The 17,383-nt window shown below is 72.5% G+C and carries 10 protein-coding genes and 1 tRNA gene; 4 read left to right on the top strand and 7 right to left on the bottom strand.

Annotated elements, in window-relative coordinates; genetic code table 11:
• Positions 1 to 15 precede the first annotated feature (15 nt).
• Together AB0J42_RS01645 and AB0J42_RS01640 are read left to right on the top strand one after the other, a co-directional pair.
• Positions 16 to 1,182: an acyl-CoA dehydrogenase family protein gene (locus tag AB0J42_RS01645; protein ID WP_364287269.1), complete on the top strand. Its 1,167-nt coding sequence runs from the start codon at positions 16 to 18 to the stop codon at positions 1,180 to 1,182.
• Positions 1,179 to 2,228, top strand: coding sequence for an acyl-CoA dehydrogenase family protein (locus AB0J42_RS01640; protein WP_364287266.1), 1,050 nt, complete (start codon positions 1,179 to 1,181; stop codon positions 2,226 to 2,228). The genes AB0J42_RS01645 and AB0J42_RS01640 overlap by 4 nt, the downstream gene beginning before the upstream one ends.
• On the opposite strand, the gene AB0J42_RS01635 is transcribed toward AB0J42_RS01640, so the two are convergent.
• Positions 2,199 to 2,789 carry a TetR/AcrR family transcriptional regulator gene (locus AB0J42_RS01635; RefSeq protein WP_364287263.1) on the bottom strand — a complete coding sequence of 197 codons (591 nt, stop codon included), beginning with the start codon at positions 2,787 to 2,789 and terminating at the stop codon, positions 2,199 to 2,201. The two genes, AB0J42_RS01640 and AB0J42_RS01635, sit on opposite strands and share 30 nt — an antisense overlap.
• A gap of 170 nt (positions 2,790 to 2,959) precedes the next feature.
• On the opposite strand from AB0J42_RS01635, the gene AB0J42_RS01630 reads away from it, so the two are divergent.
• Positions 2,960 to 3,724, top strand: coding sequence for an NERD domain-containing protein (locus tag AB0J42_RS01630; RefSeq protein WP_364287261.1), 765 nt, complete (start codon positions 2,960 to 2,962; stop codon positions 3,722 to 3,724).
• Between the two features lie 3 nt (positions 3,725 to 3,727).
• Here the strand turns inward: AB0J42_RS01630 and AB0J42_RS01625 are convergent, their stop codons facing one another.
• Together AB0J42_RS01625 and AB0J42_RS01620 are read right to left on the bottom strand one after the other, a co-directional pair.
• Positions 3,728 to 5,080: a VWA domain-containing protein gene (locus AB0J42_RS01625; protein WP_364287258.1), complete on the bottom strand. Its 1,353-nt coding sequence runs from the start codon at positions 5,078 to 5,080 to the stop codon at positions 3,728 to 3,730.
• Positions 5,080 to 5,913: a MoxR family ATPase gene (locus tag AB0J42_RS01620; protein WP_364287254.1), complete on the bottom strand. Its 834-nt coding sequence runs from the start codon at positions 5,911 to 5,913 to the stop codon at positions 5,080 to 5,082. The genes AB0J42_RS01625 and AB0J42_RS01620 overlap by 1 nt, the downstream gene beginning before the upstream one ends.
• Before the next feature lie 100 nt (positions 5,914 to 6,013).
• Between AB0J42_RS01620 and AB0J42_RS01615 the strand changes: the two genes are divergently transcribed.
• Positions 6,014 to 6,087: transfer RNA gene (locus tag AB0J42_RS01615), tRNA-Lys, on the top strand.
• Positions 6,088 to 6,177: 90 nt separating this feature from the next.
• Here the strand turns inward: AB0J42_RS01615 and AB0J42_RS01610 are convergent.
• The 4 genes from AB0J42_RS01610 to AB0J42_RS01595 all read right to left on the bottom strand — a co-directional run bounded on the left by AB0J42_RS01610 (position 6,178) and on the right by AB0J42_RS01595 (position 17,383).
• Entirely contained in the window at positions 6,178 to 6,447 is a 270-nt protein-coding gene (locus AB0J42_RS01610; RefSeq protein ID WP_364287251.1) for a GlsB/YeaQ/YmgE family stress response membrane protein, read from the bottom strand.
• A gap of 65 nt (positions 6,448 to 6,512) precedes the next feature.
• Complete coding sequence (locus tag AB0J42_RS01605; protein WP_364287249.1) at positions 6,513 to 7,043, bottom strand: hypothetical protein; 531 nt, start codon at positions 7,041 to 7,043, stop codon at positions 6,513 to 6,515.
• Positions 7,036 to 7,560, bottom strand: a complete 525-nt coding sequence (locus tag AB0J42_RS01600) for a hypothetical protein (protein ID WP_364287246.1) — start codon at positions 7,558 to 7,560, stop codon at positions 7,036 to 7,038. The genes AB0J42_RS01605 and AB0J42_RS01600 overlap by 8 nt, the downstream gene beginning before the upstream one ends.
• A gap of 52 nt (positions 7,561 to 7,612) precedes the next feature.
• A complete protein-coding gene (locus tag AB0J42_RS01595; RefSeq protein WP_364287243.1) occupies positions 7,613 to 17,383 on the bottom strand; it encodes a hypothetical protein in 9,771 nt (3,256 codons plus the stop codon).

The raw sequence follows: 17,383 nt of genomic DNA, 5'->3' as shown, positions 1-17,383 counted from the left end.
ACGACAGGAGCTGGAGTGGACGAAGCACGGCTCAAGGAGCGCGTCGCCGCGTTCCTGAGCGAGAACGACCCGGACGGCGACCGGCTGGAATTCCTGCGCGCCAGGTTCGACGCCGGACTGGCCTGGGTCTGGTACCCCGAAGGGCTCGGCGGCCTGGGGCTCTCGCGCGACCTTCAGGCGGTCGTGGAGCGGGAGCTGGCCGGCACCCCGCAGATCGACGGCGGCGTGCAGGGCATCGGCATGGGCATGGCCGCGCCGACCATCCTGGCCTTCGGCACCGAAGAGCAGAAGAAGCGCTTCCTGCGCCCGCTGTGGACCGGCGAGGAGATCTGGTGCCAGCTCTTCAGCGAGCCCGGCGCCGGCTCCGACCTGGCCACGCTCGCCACCCGGGCGGTCCGGGACGGCGACGAGTGGGTGGTCGACGGCCAGAAGGTGTGGACGTCCGGCGCCCACCACTCCCGCTGGGCCATCCTGGTCGCCCGCACCGACCCGGACGTCCCCAAGCACCGCGGCCTGACGTACTTCGTCTGCGACATGCACGCGCCCGGCGTCGAGGTCCGGCCGCTGCGGCAGATCACCGGCGAGGCCGAGTTCAACGAGGTGTTCCTGACCGGCGTCCGGCTCGGCGACGACCTGCGGCTCGGCGCGGTCGGCGACGGCTGGCGGGTCGCCCAGACGACGCTGATGAACGAGCGGGTGGCCATCGGCGGCGGCGGGGGAGGAGGACGCGGCGCGGGCATGTTCGGCGCCCTGCTGCGCTCCTGGCACGAGCACCCCGAGCTGCGCACTCACGACCTGCACCAGCGGCTCCTCGAACTCTGGGTGGAGGCCGAGGTGACCCGCCTGTCGGGCGCGCGGCTGCGCGAGCAGCTCGCCGCCGGCCAGCCGGGGCCGGAGGGATCCGGCATGAAGCTGTCGTTCGCCAAGCTCAACCAGGCGATCTCCGGGCTGGAGATGGAGTTCCTGCGCGACCTCGGCTACGACGACTACACCTTCCGCCGCTCCGAGAGCATCGACTTCTACGGCCGCGGCCCCGGCTACCGCTACCTGCGGGCCAAGGGCAACTCGATCGAGGGCGGCACCTCGGAGATCCTGCGCAACATCGTCTCCGAGCGGGTGCTCGGCCTGCCCTCGGAGCCCCGTATCGACAAGGACGTGCCCTGGAAGGACCTGCCGCGATGAGCCTGCTGTATTCCGAGGTCGAGGAGGAGCTGCGGGCCGCCGTGCGCGACCTGCTCGCCGACCGCTGCCCGCCGGCCGCGGTGCTCAAGCGCGCCGAGTCGCGCCCGTACGACCCGGATCTGTGGAAGACGCTGGCCGGGGAGATCGGCGTGGCGGGGCTGCTCGTCCCGGAGCGGCACGGCGGCGCGGGCGCGTCCGCCCGCGAGGCGGCCGTGGTGCTGGAGGAGCTGGGCCGGGGGATCGCGCCGGTGCCGTTCTTCACCAGCTCGGTGCTGGCCACCCGGGCGCTCGTCCAGGCGGGCGCGGGCGAGCTGCTGGAGCGGCTGGCCGACGGGCGCGCGACGGCCGCGCTGGCGGTGTCGTTCGCGGCCTCCCCGTACCGTCCTGAACACGGCTCGTCGGTACGGGTGACCGACGGCGGGACGCTGACCGGGACGGTCACCGGCGTCGCCGGGGCGGACGTCGCGGACGTGCTGCTGGTGCCGGCCGAGGGCGGGCTCTACCACGTGGAGGGGGCCGAGGTACGGGTGACGACCTCGTTCGACCTCACCCGGCCGGTCGCCGCCGTCACGCTCGACGGCGCGGACGCCATCCGCCTGGGCGACGTGGACCTGGCGGGCGTGCTGCGGTTCGGCGCGGGGCTGCTCGCCTCCGAGCAGTACGGGGTCGCGCAGTGGTGCCTGGACACCACGCTCGCCTACGTCAAGGAGCGTCACCAGTTCGCCCGGCCGGTCGGCTCCTTCCAGGCGATCAAGCACCGGCTGGCCGACCTCTGGCTGGACGTGGTGCGCGCCCGGGCCGCCGCCCGCAACGCGGTGACCGAGGACTCGCCCATCGCCGCCGCCGTGGCCCAGGCCTGGAACGCGGGCGTGGCCGTACGCGCCGCCGAGGAGGCGCTCCAGCTGCACGGCGGGATCGGCATGACGTGGGAGCACCCGCTGCACCTGTATCTCAAGCGCGCCAAGTCGGCCGAGGTCGCGCTCGGCACGCCCGGCGACCACCGGGAGGCGCTGGCGTCACTCGCCGGGGTGCCCGGCCCCGAGTGACCTGAGCAGCAGGTCGGCGAAGTGCTCGCCCACCTGGGCGCCGGTCAGCGGTCCGTCCGCGTGGAACCAGGTGCCCAGGTGGTGCACCGAGCCGAAGAAGTAGTCGACGACCAGGTCGGCCGGGACCCGGTCGTCGAACACCCCTTCGCGCTGGCCCTCCAGCACCAGGTCGCGGAAGCGCTCGTGGTAGCGGCGGCGCTCGGCCCGTACCGTCTTGCGGGTCTCGGGGGCGAGCAGGTGCATCGAGCGGAAGAAGATCTTGGAGTCGTCGAGGTTGGCCGCCGTGGTCGCCACCACGTCGGCCGCCGCCCGGTGCAGCCGCTCGACGACCGGGCCGTCGCTGTCGGCGATCTCCGTCAGGCGCTCCATCTGCATGCGCAGGACCCTGGCGTAGATCTCGCGCAGCAGGTCGTCCTTGGAGTCGAAGTAGTGGTACATGGCGCCCTTGGTGACGCCCGCCGCGGCGACGATCTCCTGCACGGAGGTACTCTCGAAGCCCTGCTCGGCGAAGAGCCTGGTGGCCTCGGTGAGGAGTCGCTGGCGTACCGGTTCATCTGTCACGGGGTAAGCATACCGACTGGTCGGTTGTGTGTCGTGATTGTGGCCCTGGAGGTACCAATTACGTCACCTTAGGCTCACCTTCCTTCCGCATGGGGTATCTCTTGTTTCGGCGAGGGATCTTCGGCGTGGCAGATCCTGTGGTTGACGACATCTCATTCGGGGAGTTTGCCGTGCCCGGTGGCTCTATCTACGTGCAGCAGGACGAGAAGTTCACGGGGTCGTCACCGCAATGGTGGTACGAGAAGTTCTACCGGGAGGGGGCGCAGAGCAGGCGCCGCTCTCGGATGATCAAGGCGGCGGTGGGGGCCGTCGCGGGCCTGGGGTTCGCGCTCTGGCACAGCTTGCCCGGGACCGTCCTGTGGGGCCTGGCGGCCGGCGGCATCGTGGCGGCCGTCGACTGGTGGCTCGACTGGCGCTCCTTCCGGGCCACCGCGGTCTGGCGCGGCAAACGGCGCGGCGAGGTCATCACGGGCCGGCTGCTGCGGCGCTCGCTCGGCAGGCAGGGCTACCGCGTGCTCGACGGCCGCGCCATCCGTGACCAGGCCTCCATCGACCACCTGGTGATCGGGCCGGGCGGGGTGTGGATCGTCGACAACGAGTCGTGGAGCCCCGACACCGAGATCGCCTCGTACGGCGGAAAGCTGTTCTTCGGCGAGAAGTACGGCAAGAGCACCGCCAAGCCGCTCTGCGAGGCCGCGATGGCCTTCGCCGAGCTGCTGTCCCGGGAGACCGGCGTCGAGGTCGAGATCAGGCCGCTGATGGCCGTCCACTGCGGCATGCTGCCGCGCGGCGGCTCGCTGACGGCCGAGGGCGTCACGTTCCTCAAGCCACGCCTGGTGGCCAGGCACATCCGGGCCCACCAGACCGCCCGGCTGGACGACGCGCAGATCGAGCTGCTGGCCCGCACCGCCGCCCGCGAGCTGCAGCGCGTCTGACCGTCAGGCGATCTCCTCGACGAAGGCGGCCAGCTGGGCCGCGTTCCTGCACTCGTACATCGGCACCACCGAGCCGTACTCGGTGGCGATCGAGTCGCCGGTGTCCCACTGCGGGCGCGGCTCGGGGTTCAGCCAGTACGCGTGCCGCGCCCCACGCGTCAGCGACCTCAGCACCTCCAGGGCGGGCGGCTGGTAGTTGGAGCGCGCGTCGCCCAGGATGAGCAGCGAGGTCTTCGGGCCGATCGCGTCGCCGTAGCGCTCGGCGAAGGTCTCCAGCGCGTGGCCGTAGTTGGTGCGGCCGAAACGCACCATGTCGGCCTCGTTCACCAGCCGGGTCATCGCGTCCACCACGTCCGCGCCCGGCTCGAAGAACCGGGTGATCTCGTCCACCGTGTCCACGAACCCGAACGCCCGCACCTTGGCGAACTGCTCCCGCAGCGCGTACGTGAGCAGCAGCGTGAAATGCGCGAACGACGACACCGAGTCGCTGGTGTCGCAGAGGATCACCAGCTCGGGCCGGTGCGGCCGGGGCGGCCGGAACCGGGTGTCCAGCGGCACGCCGCCGCTCTGCAGCGACGCCCGCACGGTGCGGCGGAAGTCCAGCCGCCCGCGCCGGCCCTTCCGGTGCTTGATCGTCAGCCGGGCGGCCAGCCTGCGCGCCAGCGGATGGACCTCGCGGCGCAGCCGGGCCAGGTCGGCCCGGGTGGCGCGGAGGAAGTCGATCTGGTCCAGCGGCGGCCGCACGGCCGAACGGGCGATCTTCTCGATGCCGGAGTCCTCGGCGATGCGGCGGCGCACGTCGGCGGCGACCGCGTCCTCGAACCGCCGGATGCCCGCGTTCACCCGCTGCCGCACGGTCTTCTCCGCCAGCCCGCCGCGCTCCTGCCCGGCCAGCACCTCGCGCAGGATCCCGGCCATGAGCGTCTCCGGCGACAGGGCGCGCAGCACGCTGTAGGAGAACCAGTTCTGCCGCCCGGGCCCCGCCTCATGCCTGCCGAAGCGCTCCACCATCGCCCGCGCGAACGCGCGCAGCTCGGCCTCGCCGCCGTCCGTCAGCAGCCCGGCCAGGTGCTCGCGCAGCTCGGCGACCGGGGCCTCGTCCGCGTCCACCTCCCCGCGCCGCCGCAGGCCGCTGATCGCCGGCGGGAACCAGAGGTCGAACAGCACGTCGAACCCGGGCCGGTAGGCCGGCTTCTTCACCAGCGTCGCCGCGTACGCCTCGCGCAGCGACTCCCGCTCGGCCAGATCGATCACCCGCAGCGCCCGCGCCGCGTCCAGCCCCTCGGCCGGCGACACGGGCAGCCCCGCCTCCCGCAGCGCGTGCACGAACCCGATGTGCCTGTCGACGAGCGACATCAGGCCAGCCCGAGTTCCTTGACGGCGCGCGCGTGGTCGGAGTTGTGCTTGAGCACCACGCCCAGCGTCCCCGCCACCGTCTCCTCGTCCAGGTCGTCCCGCCCCAGCGCGAGCAGCGTGTGCGCCCAGTCGACGGTCTCGGCCACCGACGGCGCCTTCTTCAGCTCCAGCGCCCGCAGCGTCGCCACCGTCCGGGCGAGCTGCTCGGCGAGGTCCGCCGGCAGCCCCGGCACCCGCGCGAGCACGATGTCGCGCTCCCGCTCCGGCGTCGGGTACTCGATGTGCAGGTAGAGGCAGCGCCGCTTGAGCGCCTCCGACAGCTCGCGGGTGGCGTTCGAGGTCAGCACCACGTACGGGCGGCGCTTCGCGGTGATCGTGCCCAGTTCCGGGATCGTCACCTGGAAGTCGGAGAGCAGCTCCAGCAGCAGGCCCTCGACCTCGACGTCGGCCTTGTCCATCTCGTCGATGAGCAGCACGACCGGCTCCTCGGCCCGGATGGCCTTGAGCAGCGGCCGCTCCAGCAGGAACTCCTCGGTGAAGATGTCGTCGTCGGCGCTGGTCGCCTGAATGCGCAGCAGCTGCTTCTTGTAGTTCCACTCGTACAGCGCCCGCGCCTCGTCCAGGCCCTCGTAGCACTGCAACCTGATCAGCTCGGACCCGGTGGCCCGCGCGACGGCCTTGGCCAGCTCGGTCTTGCCGACGCCCGCGGGCCCCTCCGCCAGCAGCGGCTTGCCGAGCGCGGCGGCCAGGAACACCGAGGTCGAGATGGCGTCGTCGGAGAGATATTCGACGGCGGTGAGCCGCTCGGACACGTCGGCGGGGGATGCGAACATCGATGCTCCTGTCAGGTGGCCGAACTTTATTCTAGCCGGTGACGTCCCGCTCTTTCCGATTCGACCAGCATGCGATCTGCCGGTATATTCATTCCCGCAGGCGCCGCTAGCTCAGTTGGTCAGAGCAGCTGACTCTTAATCAGCGGGTCCGGGGTTCGAGTCCCTGGCGGCGTACCTGACAGACCCCAGTTCGGCATCGCTGAGCTGGGGTTCTCTGTTTCACACCGGCGGCCCGCCTCTCGCGGGCCGCCGTACGGTGTGACCTCAGGACTTGCGCTTCCCGTACCACCCCTCGGCCACGGACACGCCCACGGCGGCCAGCGCGACCTGGATGCCGATCTCGATCCAGTCGATGCCCCGGGTGTCCGCCACCCCCAGCACACCGGCCAGGGCGGTGCCGATCAGCGCGGCCACGATGCCCACGACGATGGTCAGCCAGACGGGCAGATGCTGGCGTCCGGGCAGGACGAGCCGCCCGAGAACACCGATGATCGCGCCGATGATGAGTGCTGAGATGATTCCGGTGATCGCCACGTGGCCGCTCCCGCAGTCGTTTGTCTTGATCAGTCCAACGAGCGCGCCGCGCGGCCGGTTCCCGGTCAGCGGCCGTGCCGGCGACGGAAGTCGGCCAGGCTCTCACGGTAGAAGGCCAGATCCTTTTCCAGCTTCCGCCTGGTGAGCCGGTGGGGCTCCGATTCGCGCAGCGACCTGCCCGCCGGAGTCCAGAAGTCGTCCGGGACCAGTTCGTCCTCACCGCCGGGGAAGAACTTCAGCGCCTCGGCGACGGCCTCGGCGGCGAACCGCCAGCCGGAGGCGACCTCGTCGAACCTTTCGGCACTCGACGGGTCGGCCGCGAAGTAGAGCGCGCCCTCCAGGGCCCGCCTCGCGTACGTGGTCGCCACGAGCACCCACTGGCCGGGGTCGATCAGCTCCGACAGGCCCGCGCCGAAGATCAGGTCCTGCTCCCTGGCCCACGCCTCGGACTCGCGCGGCACGAGCACCTCGACGTCGCCCAGGCGCACCATCCAGCCGTCCTCTACCTCCTCGGTCACCGCGTCCTGGGACCCGCCGCCCAGATCGAGGTAGACGAACGCCTCCACGAGCGTGCGCGCGAGACCCGGCTCAGGCATGACGGACCGCCAGCTCCTGGTAGGTGTCCTTGACGACCAGCAGCCGGTCGAGCGCGAACCGGCCGGGCTCGGCCGCGCGCACCTGCCGCCCCCGCTCGGACCAGAACCCGTCGTCGGGCACGGCGTCCGCGCCGGCCGGCACGAACTTGACCACCTCCGCCACGGCCGCGGTCGCGACCCGCAGCGCCCGCTCGGCCTCGGCCGGGTCGTCGACCGGCACATTGCCCGCCGACAGGTCGGCCACCCACATCCACTCGCCCGCGTCCAGCAGCTCCGACGGCTCGGGCCCGCCGAACGTCGGGTAGCCGGCCGGCATCACCGGGCGTTCCGGCAGCCCGAACAGGTACTCCCTGGGGGCGGCGCACTCCTCGCAGCTGCCGGAGTAGAGGTTGACCAGCTCACCCTCCACACTGACCAGCCCGCTGCTCCAGGTGGTCTCCGCCGACCCGCAGGCACACGGGTGCAGATCGAGGTAGAGGTGCGCCTCGTCTCTAGTCCTCGCCACCGCGAACGCCATCGCCGTCCTCTCCCTCGGGGGTTCCCATCATGCCGGAGCCCGGTGGCCCCGCTCACGCCCGCACCGCACCGGTCGCCTCCCGTGGCCCGTTCGGTGCTGCGCTGGTCGTCTCCGCCTCCTGAGGTCCGTCTGGTGCCGCGGCGTGGCCGCAGACGCACGGAGCGCCCTCCGGGCAGCGGCACGGCTCTTCGGGCGGGTACCAGCCGGTGGTGTTCGCGAGCGTCCTGAGCCTGCGCAGGAGCGCGGCCCGGTCGACGGGACGGGGCCCGTCCGCGAGGACGGCGAGCTCGGCCGCCACTGGCTCGGGGAGGAGCCGCAGCACCTCCGGCCGGGCGGAGGTCACCAGGTCGTACAGCACGCCCAGCCGCCCGGCGCGCTGTGCCTCGGTGGCCGCCCGCACCTGCCGGACAGCCTCGTGCAGCTCCGCCAGCGCCGCCTGGTCCGCCGCCGCTTCGCCGCGGGCCCGCGCGATCGCCCCCGCGGCCGCCGCGGCGGCGGCGCGCTCGTTCGCGCCGATCGTGAGCCGCCCGTCCACGTGGAACGTGAGCGCCCCCCGCTCCGGCGCGTCGCCCTGCCCCGGCGTGTCGCGCTGTCCCAGGGTGTCGTGCTGTCCAGGCGTGTCGCCTTGGCCGGGTGTGCCGCCCTGCCCCAGGGCGTCGCGCTGTCCCGGCGTGTCGTGCTGTCCCGGCGTGTCGCCCTGGCCGGGCGTGCGGCGCTGTTCGGGGACGGAGGTGTGGCCGGGTGCGGTGGCCACGGGAGGACGGACATGGACGGGGATGGGCGGGCGGCCGGGGAGGACGATGTCCAGGACGCCCGGCCCGCGCGGCTCGGCGCGGGCGCCCATGAGGGCGGCGGTCCGCTCGACGGCGGCGGTCGCGGCCGCCTCGGGGAGCGGCTGCGGGCGGCTGCTCGCCACGGCCGTCGCCCCGTCGTTGAGCAGGGCGTCGATCCTGTTCAGCGACACCGGGACGGCGGTGCGTGAGCCCGTGCCCCAGGGAGGCGGGGGCGGCGGGTGACCCCGCCGTTCGAGGTCGGCCGCGATGGCGTCGATCGCGTCGGCCAAGGTCTCCCGGACATCCGGGGCGGTGGCCGCGAGCCATTTGCGCGCCAGGTGGGCGTGCTCGTTCTGGCGGGGGACCAGGCACAGGTCGTCGCCTTCCCGAGGGGACGAGGACTCCCTGATCACTCCCTGCGGCGCGCCGGCCTCGACTGCGGCGGCCTCCTGCATGACGTGTGAGAGCTCGTGCACCAGGACCGACGACACCACGTCCGGGTGGATCCGCTGCCAGAGGCGTACGAGGTGCGGGTCCTCGGGTGTGCCCGCGCGTGCCTCCGTGGTGCCGTTGAGCCCCGCTCCCGGGTCTTCGATCAGCACCCGGACGTGCTGGTCGGGCGCGGCCGGGGACTGGACGGTCAGCAGGTCGCCGGAGGTCCAGGACACGTGCACGGCCTCGCCCAGGTCGCCCGCGAGCAGCTCCAGCCCGCGCACCTCGGCCAAGGTCAGGTCCGGGTCCCCGCCGGGCCGCCCCGCCCTGTCGAAGATCGTGCCCTCCAAGGCGGGGGAGGGCGAGCCGCCGCCGGCGAACCCCTGGGCGGTGGTTCCGCCCACCCCGGTCTGCGACTCCGCCCGCGCGGCGGGCCAGGCCGGTTCGCCCTGACTGAGCTCCTCGACGCCGAGCTCGGCCAGGACCTGCTGGGTGAAGGTGCCGGTCACCGTGGAGTTCATGAAGACATGGCGCAGGTCGAGGCCGGCCTGGACGGCCGCGTCCAGCGCGGCGGGGGACAGGGACGCCAGCGCCTCGGCGAACCCCCCGTCCGGTTCCTCGCTGTGCACGCTGCCGTCGGGCGCGGCCACGTACCGGTGGACCACGTCCCCCTCCTGGACCTCCACGCGCACGGGCCTGCCGCGTTCGCGCGCCTCGAGACGCGCGTCCCACACCGCCTCGGCCAGGCTCTCGCGGCCGGGGGCCGGGCTGATGTCGTCCACCCGCGATCCCGGATCGACGGGGGGCGCGAGCCGCACGTCGCGCTCCATCCGGTCCGTCAGCTCCTGGAGCTCCCGCGCGGAGAGCGTCACGTCCACCGTGCCCTGCGCGGCGCCGGGCCGGAGCACGGGATCGCCGACGACGCTCTCGTCACGGCCCCGCAGCAAGGCCACGAACTCGAAGATGACGTCGTAGTCCACCCTGAGCCGGACGGTGTAGAGGGGGTCCCCGTCGGTGAACTCGCTGCGCTCGCGGCGGGCCGCGTGGTGGTCGGTCACGCTCTCCGCGGACTGCTCTCGGGCCCGCACGCCGCCGCTGAGCCCGGATCCGGCGTCGTCCCAGCCGGCGCTCACCCCGAGAGGCCGCACGCGGCTCCGGGAGACGGTGACGTTCTGGCCGTCGGCCTTCCTGTCGACCTCCCCCTTCTCCCCGTCGAACGGCCCGGCGACGATGGTGAGGTCCGACAGGCGGGCCCGGATCGTGACCTTGACGCCCTGGTTCTTGAAGCCCAGCCTGGACACCCGCAGGACCTGGCCGACGGGGCCCGTCCGCTGCTCGAAGGCGGTCTGCGAGGCGGATAGCGACAGCCGCTTGGCCAGCTCGTACCGGCGCTCCTCCACGGCGTTGCGGCCGATCATCTTCGTCAGCTGATCGTGGACGACCTCGAAGAGCGTCGGCCCGTTAGGGTCCTCCCGCAGAGTCTCCGTATAGAAACCGGGCCGCAGCTCGGCCTGGCGCGGGTCGGACACCATGCCGACCTGCCCCGGATCCTCGTGGGCGGGCCGTGTCATGCCGGTCGGGATGCGCCGCACCAGGGAGGCTCGGTAGGTGACGGGAGGGCTGGTTCTGGGCCCGCGCCTGGGCCCGTCCGTAAGCGTGCGCCGCACCGCGCCCGGATGCACCGGCCTGCGGGTGACCTCGATGACCAGCTTCATGTCCTGCCGCACCCGGTCGAGCCCGAGGAACAGGCCCTGCCGTTGCAGCCGTGTTGCCTGCTGATTGGTCGAGGCCGAGTAGCCGCGGCCCCGGTCGGTCGACAGCCCCACTCCCTGGCCGTCGCCGTTGTTGCCGTCGCCGTAATCCAGTCCCGCGGAGTAGGAGCCGTTCCACGACTCCGCATGGGATCCGTCGAGGTAGCTGTAGAGCTGGTTGATGACGCCGGCTTCATGCGTGCGCGAGAGGAATTCGGCCTTGCGGGAGTCGCCGTCGTCGTCGTACTCCAGCCGGACCTTGACCGTCACCTCCTCGGCCTGCGCGACATGCGGGCCGGACTGCACGTGATAGCTCTTCTCGTAGCCGTTCCGCGACCACATGTCGTTGACGTGGATCCGCGCGGCGTCCGAGGAGAAGTCGACGCGCACCTCTTCCGCCACGTTGGGGCTGCCGTCCAGGGCCCCGGGGGCCGCGTCGCGCAGGGCCCCCAGCACGGCGTCCAGGATCTCGACCCGGCCGCCGTCCGCGTCGGTCAGAGTGAGGGACTCGGTCGCGCCCACGCCGACCGAACTCTCGAACGCCGGTCCCAGCACCACGTCCTTGGCGCGTTCGAGCGCCTCGTTCGCCCTGCTCAGCGTCCGGCCGAACCGCTCCTCGGCAGTCGCGTGCGGGGATGTGCCCTTGGCCTTGCGGAGCCCGGTCAGCTCCATGAGTTTGGCCGACAGCCTTTCCGGAGTGTGCGCGTCGGCGTAGGACACGTCCTCTCCGGCCGCTCTCGCCTCGGCCACATCCTTGACGTACTGCTGGACGAGGGGCACGGCGACGCTCTGGTCCAGGGTCAGGCTGCCGTTGAGCATGCGCTCGATCGCGTCCCTCACCAGGGTTCCCGGCAGGTCGAGCTCGCCGTCCCCGTACATGAGCAGCGCGTCGTGCTCGGGGAGCGAGAACAGCGCGCTGCCCTTCGCGTTGTCCGTCTTCTCCCTGCCGATAGGGATCCGGTCCTCGGTCGGCGTGCCTTCCGCCACGCTCTCGGAGCCGGTCAGGGTGAGGTCCACCGCGGCTCGGACGATGTACTGGCGGCCGAACTCGATCGTGAGCTCTTCCCTCCCCCAGATGTCGAGGATCGAGGTCGACTCGGAGGTGCCCCGGGAGCTGGCCGGTCCCGAGATCGTGCCGCTGTCACTCGTCGTCCCGTTGTCTTCGTCGACGTCGACGTCGCCGAACGTCCTGGAGCCGCCGACGGAGGTGCCGGTGGACCCGCCCCAGGACACGCCCGCGCTGCCGAGCCCGAACAGAATGTCGCCGTTCACCTGGTCCACGACTCCCACCACGGAGGCGTCGCGGATCTTCCCCGAGACCGAGAGCGACGACCGGACGGGCACGCCCTGGGCGCGCACCGCGAGGTTCGTGACGATCGGCCGGGTCAGCAGCTTGGCGTGGGAGACCAGGTTCCGCACGTTGAGCACCGACGCGATCTTCTGGAAGGCGACCGAGTCCTCACGCATGCCCTGCGGCAGCACCTGCCTGGCAGCCATCAGCACGTACGGCACGTCCATGTGCAGCAGCTTCAGCCTGGACCGCAGCCGGTCGGAGACCTCGCCGAGAGGCGCCGGCGGGGTGGCGTCGGACGGGGGCAGGAGGTCCGCGGAGAAGAGCAGCCTCGCGCTCCCCGGGCCGGTCGCGAGGAGGGTCGGCGCCCCGTCGGACAGCATCTCGGCCTTCAGCCGGTGAGGCACCGAGAAGATCGCGGTGTGGCCGCCGTTCTCCTGGAGCGTCACCACGTTGACCGTGCCGCCGGCGCTGGATCCCACCGTACGGGTGTGCCGGCCGCCGCCGCCGGACTTGACCCCGTGGGAGAACCCCTCCTGGCCCTCTGCGGGGCCGTCGCTCAGGGAGGCGGACCCGTCCCCAGCGTAGGTCCTGGACCGGCTGATGGCCCGGGCCGCGGTGTCGGAGCCGATGTCCAGGTTGACCACCGTCTCCGTTTCGGTGTGGCCGAGGTAATCGGACCTGCCCAGGCTCTGTTCCAGCGAGATGCGCATGACGAAGTGCTCGGGTGCGCTGTTGACGCGGTGCCGTACCAGGTCGAGGAGGATGCCGTCCTGCGCCAGCGAGTCGTACGCGCTCCGGATCCGGTGCTCCGACAGTTGCTCGGTGACCTCCTGGAGGTTGAGGATCTGGGTGGCGCGGGCGAGCTTGGACCTGGCGTACTGCGGCTCCCCGTTCACCATCTCCGGGATGAGACCTCGCTTCGCGAGCTGCTCCAGAACCTGGGCCCGGAACTGGTCCAGCCCTTCGATGTCCTGGACCAGAGCGGGGCCCGCGCCGCGCATCCGGTTCGGGCCTTCGCCGAGCCACTCGGGCAGTTCGGGCTTGCGGCCCGGGATCGGCTCGGGCCGCGGATCGCCGCGCAGCACCTGGTTGCCGTCCGCGTCGACGACCGGCTGACCGTCCCGGTACACCAGGGCGTCGCTGCCGACGGGCAGGCCGAAACGGTAGGCGGCCGACTCCCGCATGCTCACGGTCGCCCTGCCGAAGACCGTCGGCAGCGTGACGGGCGGTTTGCCGAACTCCTCCACCACGAACGTGGTCTCCAGAGCCAGCCGATACGCCTGCATGGGGCTGGTCTTCCTGTGCACGCTCGGGTGGATCGCCTGCATGCCGGCGGTGGCCGAGTACGTCCGCGCCGCCGACCTCGACCCCGTCAGGCTGGGGCCGATGTCAGGGCTGTAATCGAAGGGGCCGTTGACGTCCTCCAGGACGGGGTGTTTGATGCCGACCGAGGCTTTCGCCTCAAGGCTCCCCCCTGACGACGTCCCGCCAGGCGCGGCGACGAAGTCGACGAGGACCTCTTCCTCCCACTGCTCGGCGGTCGCCCCGCCCAGCGGCTCGCTCAGCACAAGCACGACTTTGGTCTCGGCGCGCACCCTCGCGTGCGGCCGGCCGTCCTTCATGAAGACCCGTTCGAGACCGTTCTGGGCGTCCCGCAGGCGGTGCGGCAGCTCGTCGGCGATGAACGCGTGCAGCTGCTGCCGGGCGACGGTGCCGACCTTGGCGTAGTCGCCGCCGAGCCGGGCCGCGATCGTGTCGAACGTGTCGCCCAGGTGCGACATGTGGTGGACCACGTGGTTGGGGAGCCTGCTGTCGCGCTGCTGGTCGCTGATCCAGGTCAGCTTGCGGGGCGGCTGGTCGGTGTACGAGTGCGAGACCCAGATGCGCTGGCCGCCGGGATCCCCGGGAGCACCCGAGTTCACCACGGTGGTGTCCCGCCAGCCCTCCGGCTCCCCGGTGCGGATCTCCACCGTCCACGACGCGGCGGCGTCGAACATCAGCGACTCGCTCCGGTTGTCCGCGACGGAACCGCCCTGCGCGTACATGCCCGCGCCGCCCGTCGCCGAGCGCTGGCGGCCGGAGGAAACCCCGACGCTGACCCCCAGAATCTCGGTCACGGTCCGGTACCACTCGCCCTCCGGCATGGCCTTGGCCAGCACCCGGGTGTCGAAGCCGCCGGACATGCCGCCGCTGCTCGCCTCGGTGGCGCTGATCGTCCGGGCCGCCTGGAAGAAGTGGCCCACCATCATCTCCGACGCCGTCACGCCGGGGTCGAGGACTTCGGCCAGGTCGCTGAGGGTGAGCCGGAACCGCAGCTCCGCCGCCGTGTCGCCGTGGCCCACGCGCAGCACGACGCCGTCGGGGGAGACGACCTTGTGGAAGTCGGCCCGCAGGGCGCGTTCCAGCCCGTCGGAGGTGTACCGGAATTCCGCGCCGTTGCGCTCCAGCATCTCGTTGACGGCGGTGGTCAGGGCGGACCGGTGGGCCAGCCCGTCCGTCGGCATGACCGTGGGCAGGGCGTCGATCCGCGGCAGCGCCGCTTCCAGCGCCTTCAGGTACTCCCGGTGCTGCTCGGCCGCCTGGGTCGTGAGCCAGCCGGCGACGTCGGTCATGCTGACCGCTCCCGGCTGGGTCGGCAGGCCGCTCTGCCTCATCGCGTACAGGACCCGCTCGTACGCTTCCCTGGTCTCTTGGGCCTGCTTCAGCGCGGGGCCGTACGCCTCGGCGATCCTGAGGTACCGCGCCCGCGCGGCGAAGTGATTCTGCTGCTCCCGCCGGGCCTTCCTGGCCCGCTCGAAACGGCCCTGGTCGTGCTTGGCCTTCGCCCGGCGCGCCTTCTTGCGGGCCTTGGCGGCCTCCTTGTGAGCCTGTCTCGCGCTCTCCTTCTTCGCCTCGATCTGCTGGACGATGTGCTGCTCCGAGCGGATCAGGGCGTCGACGATCGCCTGGATCTCCGACTGGGACGGTCGCGGGCCCGGCAGGGGCGGCGCGTGCGGCTGCCGGACCGCTTGCGAGGCGGCCCACGGCGGCTCGGACGCGGACTGTCCCCGGGCGTTCAGCTCGCGGGCCAGGCCGTCGAGGTCCACCGCGATGAGCCGCTTCTCCGGCATGCTCTGGGCCTGGTCCCACTTGTCCGCCAGCATCGCCAGCTCGTTGAGCTTGGCGGTCACGCAGTGGTCCTGCGTCCTCTCGGCCCTGCGGCGGCGCAGGACGCCCCGGCCGTGATCCGGCTGCGCCGCCTGCAGCGCGTCGGTGATCTCGTGCAGCCAGACCCTGGCCAGCTGGTCGGAGGCGACGCGCGGGTTGAAGCGGACCACATACGGGTTCTCCGCGGTGCCCCCCTTCTCGGTGCCCTTCTTCTCGTTGAGGAGGGTCTCCGCCATCAGGTCGGGGTTGACGCCGCCGATGACGGGGCGGAAGTGCCGGGTCCCGTCCGTGGTGCGCACCAGCAGCGTGCTTCCGTCCTGAGACCAGGTCCAGTCCGTCACGGTCCCGTCGAGGAAGTACGAGGCGAGCAGCTCGTCGGTGGCCGCGCGCACCTCGTCGACGGTGAGGTCGGGGCCTTGGCGGCCGTCGGTCACATACCTGGTGCCGGGGACGGGTCTCGACGTGACCGTCCCGGGCCTGCTCGTGTAGACGACGGCGGTCTCGGGGCCGGAAGGCTGCCCGGGGGTGGCGGCAGGGGCGGGGGCGGAAGGCTGGCCGTGGGTGGTGGCGGAGGCCGGGGCGGCAGCCTGGCTGGTGGCCGTCGCGCTGTCGGCGGTCTCCGTGCGGTGCTCCGGGTTCTGCGGCGTCGCCGGGGCGGCGGGGTCGGGGGTGGCGTCCGCCCGGGCGGTGGGCTCCGCGTCGGCGCGGACGTCGCCCGGCGCCGGCTGCTCGGCCGTACTGGCGGTCTGCCCCCGCTGGTCGGTCTGTGGCGCCGGGTCGGTGGGGTTGCTGTTCTGCGGGGATGAGTCGGCGGTGCCGCTGTTGTGTGGTGCCGGGTCGGCGTTCTCGGAGGTCGGGGTGTTCTCGTTCTGGGCCGCCGGGGTGGTGTTGCTCTGGGGGGCGCTCGTGGTCTGCGGGCTCTGCGCGGCGGCGGGGTCCTGCCGCTGCGCGGGCTCGTTCGTACGGCTGGACTCGGTGCGGTTCCGCTCCGGATCGGCGGACGGCTCGCGGGTGGCGGGGTCGGGGGCGGTTCTGGAGGAGCGCCCGGGCCGCCCGTCCGCCTGGTCGCCGGGCTCCGGCGTCGGCGGGGTGCGGCGCCGGGTGGGGTCGGCGTCCGGAGCCGTAGCGGAGCCGCTCGCCCTCGTGGAACTCCCGTGGGCCGAAGGGCTGCCGGTCCGCGCGGCGTCGCCCGTACGGACCGGTCCGCCGTCCGGTCCGCCGGTGGGGCCGCCGCTCGTCGGGTTGCCGCCCGCGCCCTGGCCGGGATCGCCGGAGGCGCGCATGGCGTCGGTGCGGGCGGCGGCGTCGTACGCGGACGCCAGCGTGGACACCGGGCTGGCCAGCGCGGAGTAGACGTCGGGGTTGAACGGGCTGATCGTCCCGGTCCGTCCCGCGCCGCCGAGGAACCCGCCCATGAGCGCATCCGCCGTGAACGGGTTCTGCCACTGGCCGTAGACGGCGCCGTTGGCGACGAAGCTGCCCACCGGGGAGGCGATCATGTTCGTCGCGCCGGTGGTCAGCGCACGCCCCGCGAAGCCCGGCACGGCGCTGGTGACCTGGGACACCGGCCCGGCCAGCCGCGTGCCGATCACGGCTCCGGCGCCCGCGCCGACGATCGCCGCCTGGGACTTCTTCCAGTCCCACTCCTGCCGGGTGCCCATCCGGATCTGCTGGTACTGGGAGGCGGCGTCGATGAAGAACTCCTCGCCGATCTCCTCGATGAGCTCGCGGCCGAGCGGGCTGGCGAGCAGGCGGGCGATGGCGCCCCGGCCGGTGGCGCCGCTGAGTGTGGTCACCCGGGCCAGCCGGGTGGCGGTCAGGGACCTGCCGCCCAGGGTCGCCAGCCTGACGAGGATCCGGCTGATGGCCGCGCGGGCCGCCGCCGCGTACGGCCCGATGATCGCGGTGCTGGTGCCGGCGCTGAAGAACGCGGCGATGAGCGCGATGGCGATGGCGACGACCGTCACCCAGAAGGCGACGTTGATGGAGATCTTGGAGTACTGGGTCTCGACGGCGAAGTCGTTCGCCTGCTGGCCGTAGGCGTGCGCGTTCGCCGACACCCCGGCGAGCCCGCCCTCGTGGCCGTACAGGACCTTCGCCCTGGAGACGAACTCGGCGGTGGCGGGCGAGGACCAGCCGGTGACGACGGTCCGGGCGGCGGCGCCGGCGTCCGGAGTGGCGCCGACCGCCGCGGCGGCCAGGGCCGCGTACTTCTGGGCTAAATCCGACAGCCCGCTCTCGCTGGCCTCCGGCCACTTCTGGCCGGCCGACAGCATGGGGATCAGCCAGGTGACCACCCAGTCGGGCAGCGCCTCCGTCTCCCAGACGGGCCGGATGTCGCTGTCGATGCGGACCAGGGCCGATTCGGTCGCCTGCCCGCCCCCGTTGATGCTGGTGGGGTTCTGCGTACTGCCGTTGACGGTCAC

The sequence above is a fragment of the Nonomuraea sp. NPDC049649 genome (assembly GCF_040675175.1).
GTDB lineage: Bacteria > Actinomycetota > Actinomycetes > Streptosporangiales > Streptosporangiaceae > Nonomuraea.
Note: the sequence above shows the minus strand (reverse complement) of the source record. Positions and strands in the feature narration are given on the sequence as shown.

Excerpts from the sequence above, each read along its gene's own strand:
- AB0J42_RS01625 (WP_364287258.1), bottom strand. The coding sequence starts at position 5,080 with ATGTCGCTCGTCGACAGGCACATCGGGTTCGTGCACGCGCTGCGGGAG.
- AB0J42_RS01605 (WP_364287249.1), bottom strand. The coding sequence starts at position 7,043 with ATGCCTGAGCCGGGTCTCGCGCGCACGCTCGTGGAGGCGTTCGTCTAC.
- AB0J42_RS01640 (WP_364287266.1), top strand. The coding sequence starts at position 1,179 with ATGAGCCTGCTGTATTCCGAGGTCGAGGAGGAGCTGCGGGCCGCCGTG.
- AB0J42_RS01620 (WP_364287254.1), bottom strand. The coding sequence starts at position 5,913 with ATGTTCGCATCCCCCGCCGACGTGTCCGAGCGGCTCACCGCCGTCGAA.
- AB0J42_RS01600 (WP_364287246.1), bottom strand. The coding sequence starts at position 7,560 with ATGGCGTTCGCGGTGGCGAGGACTAGAGACGAGGCGCACCTCTACCTC.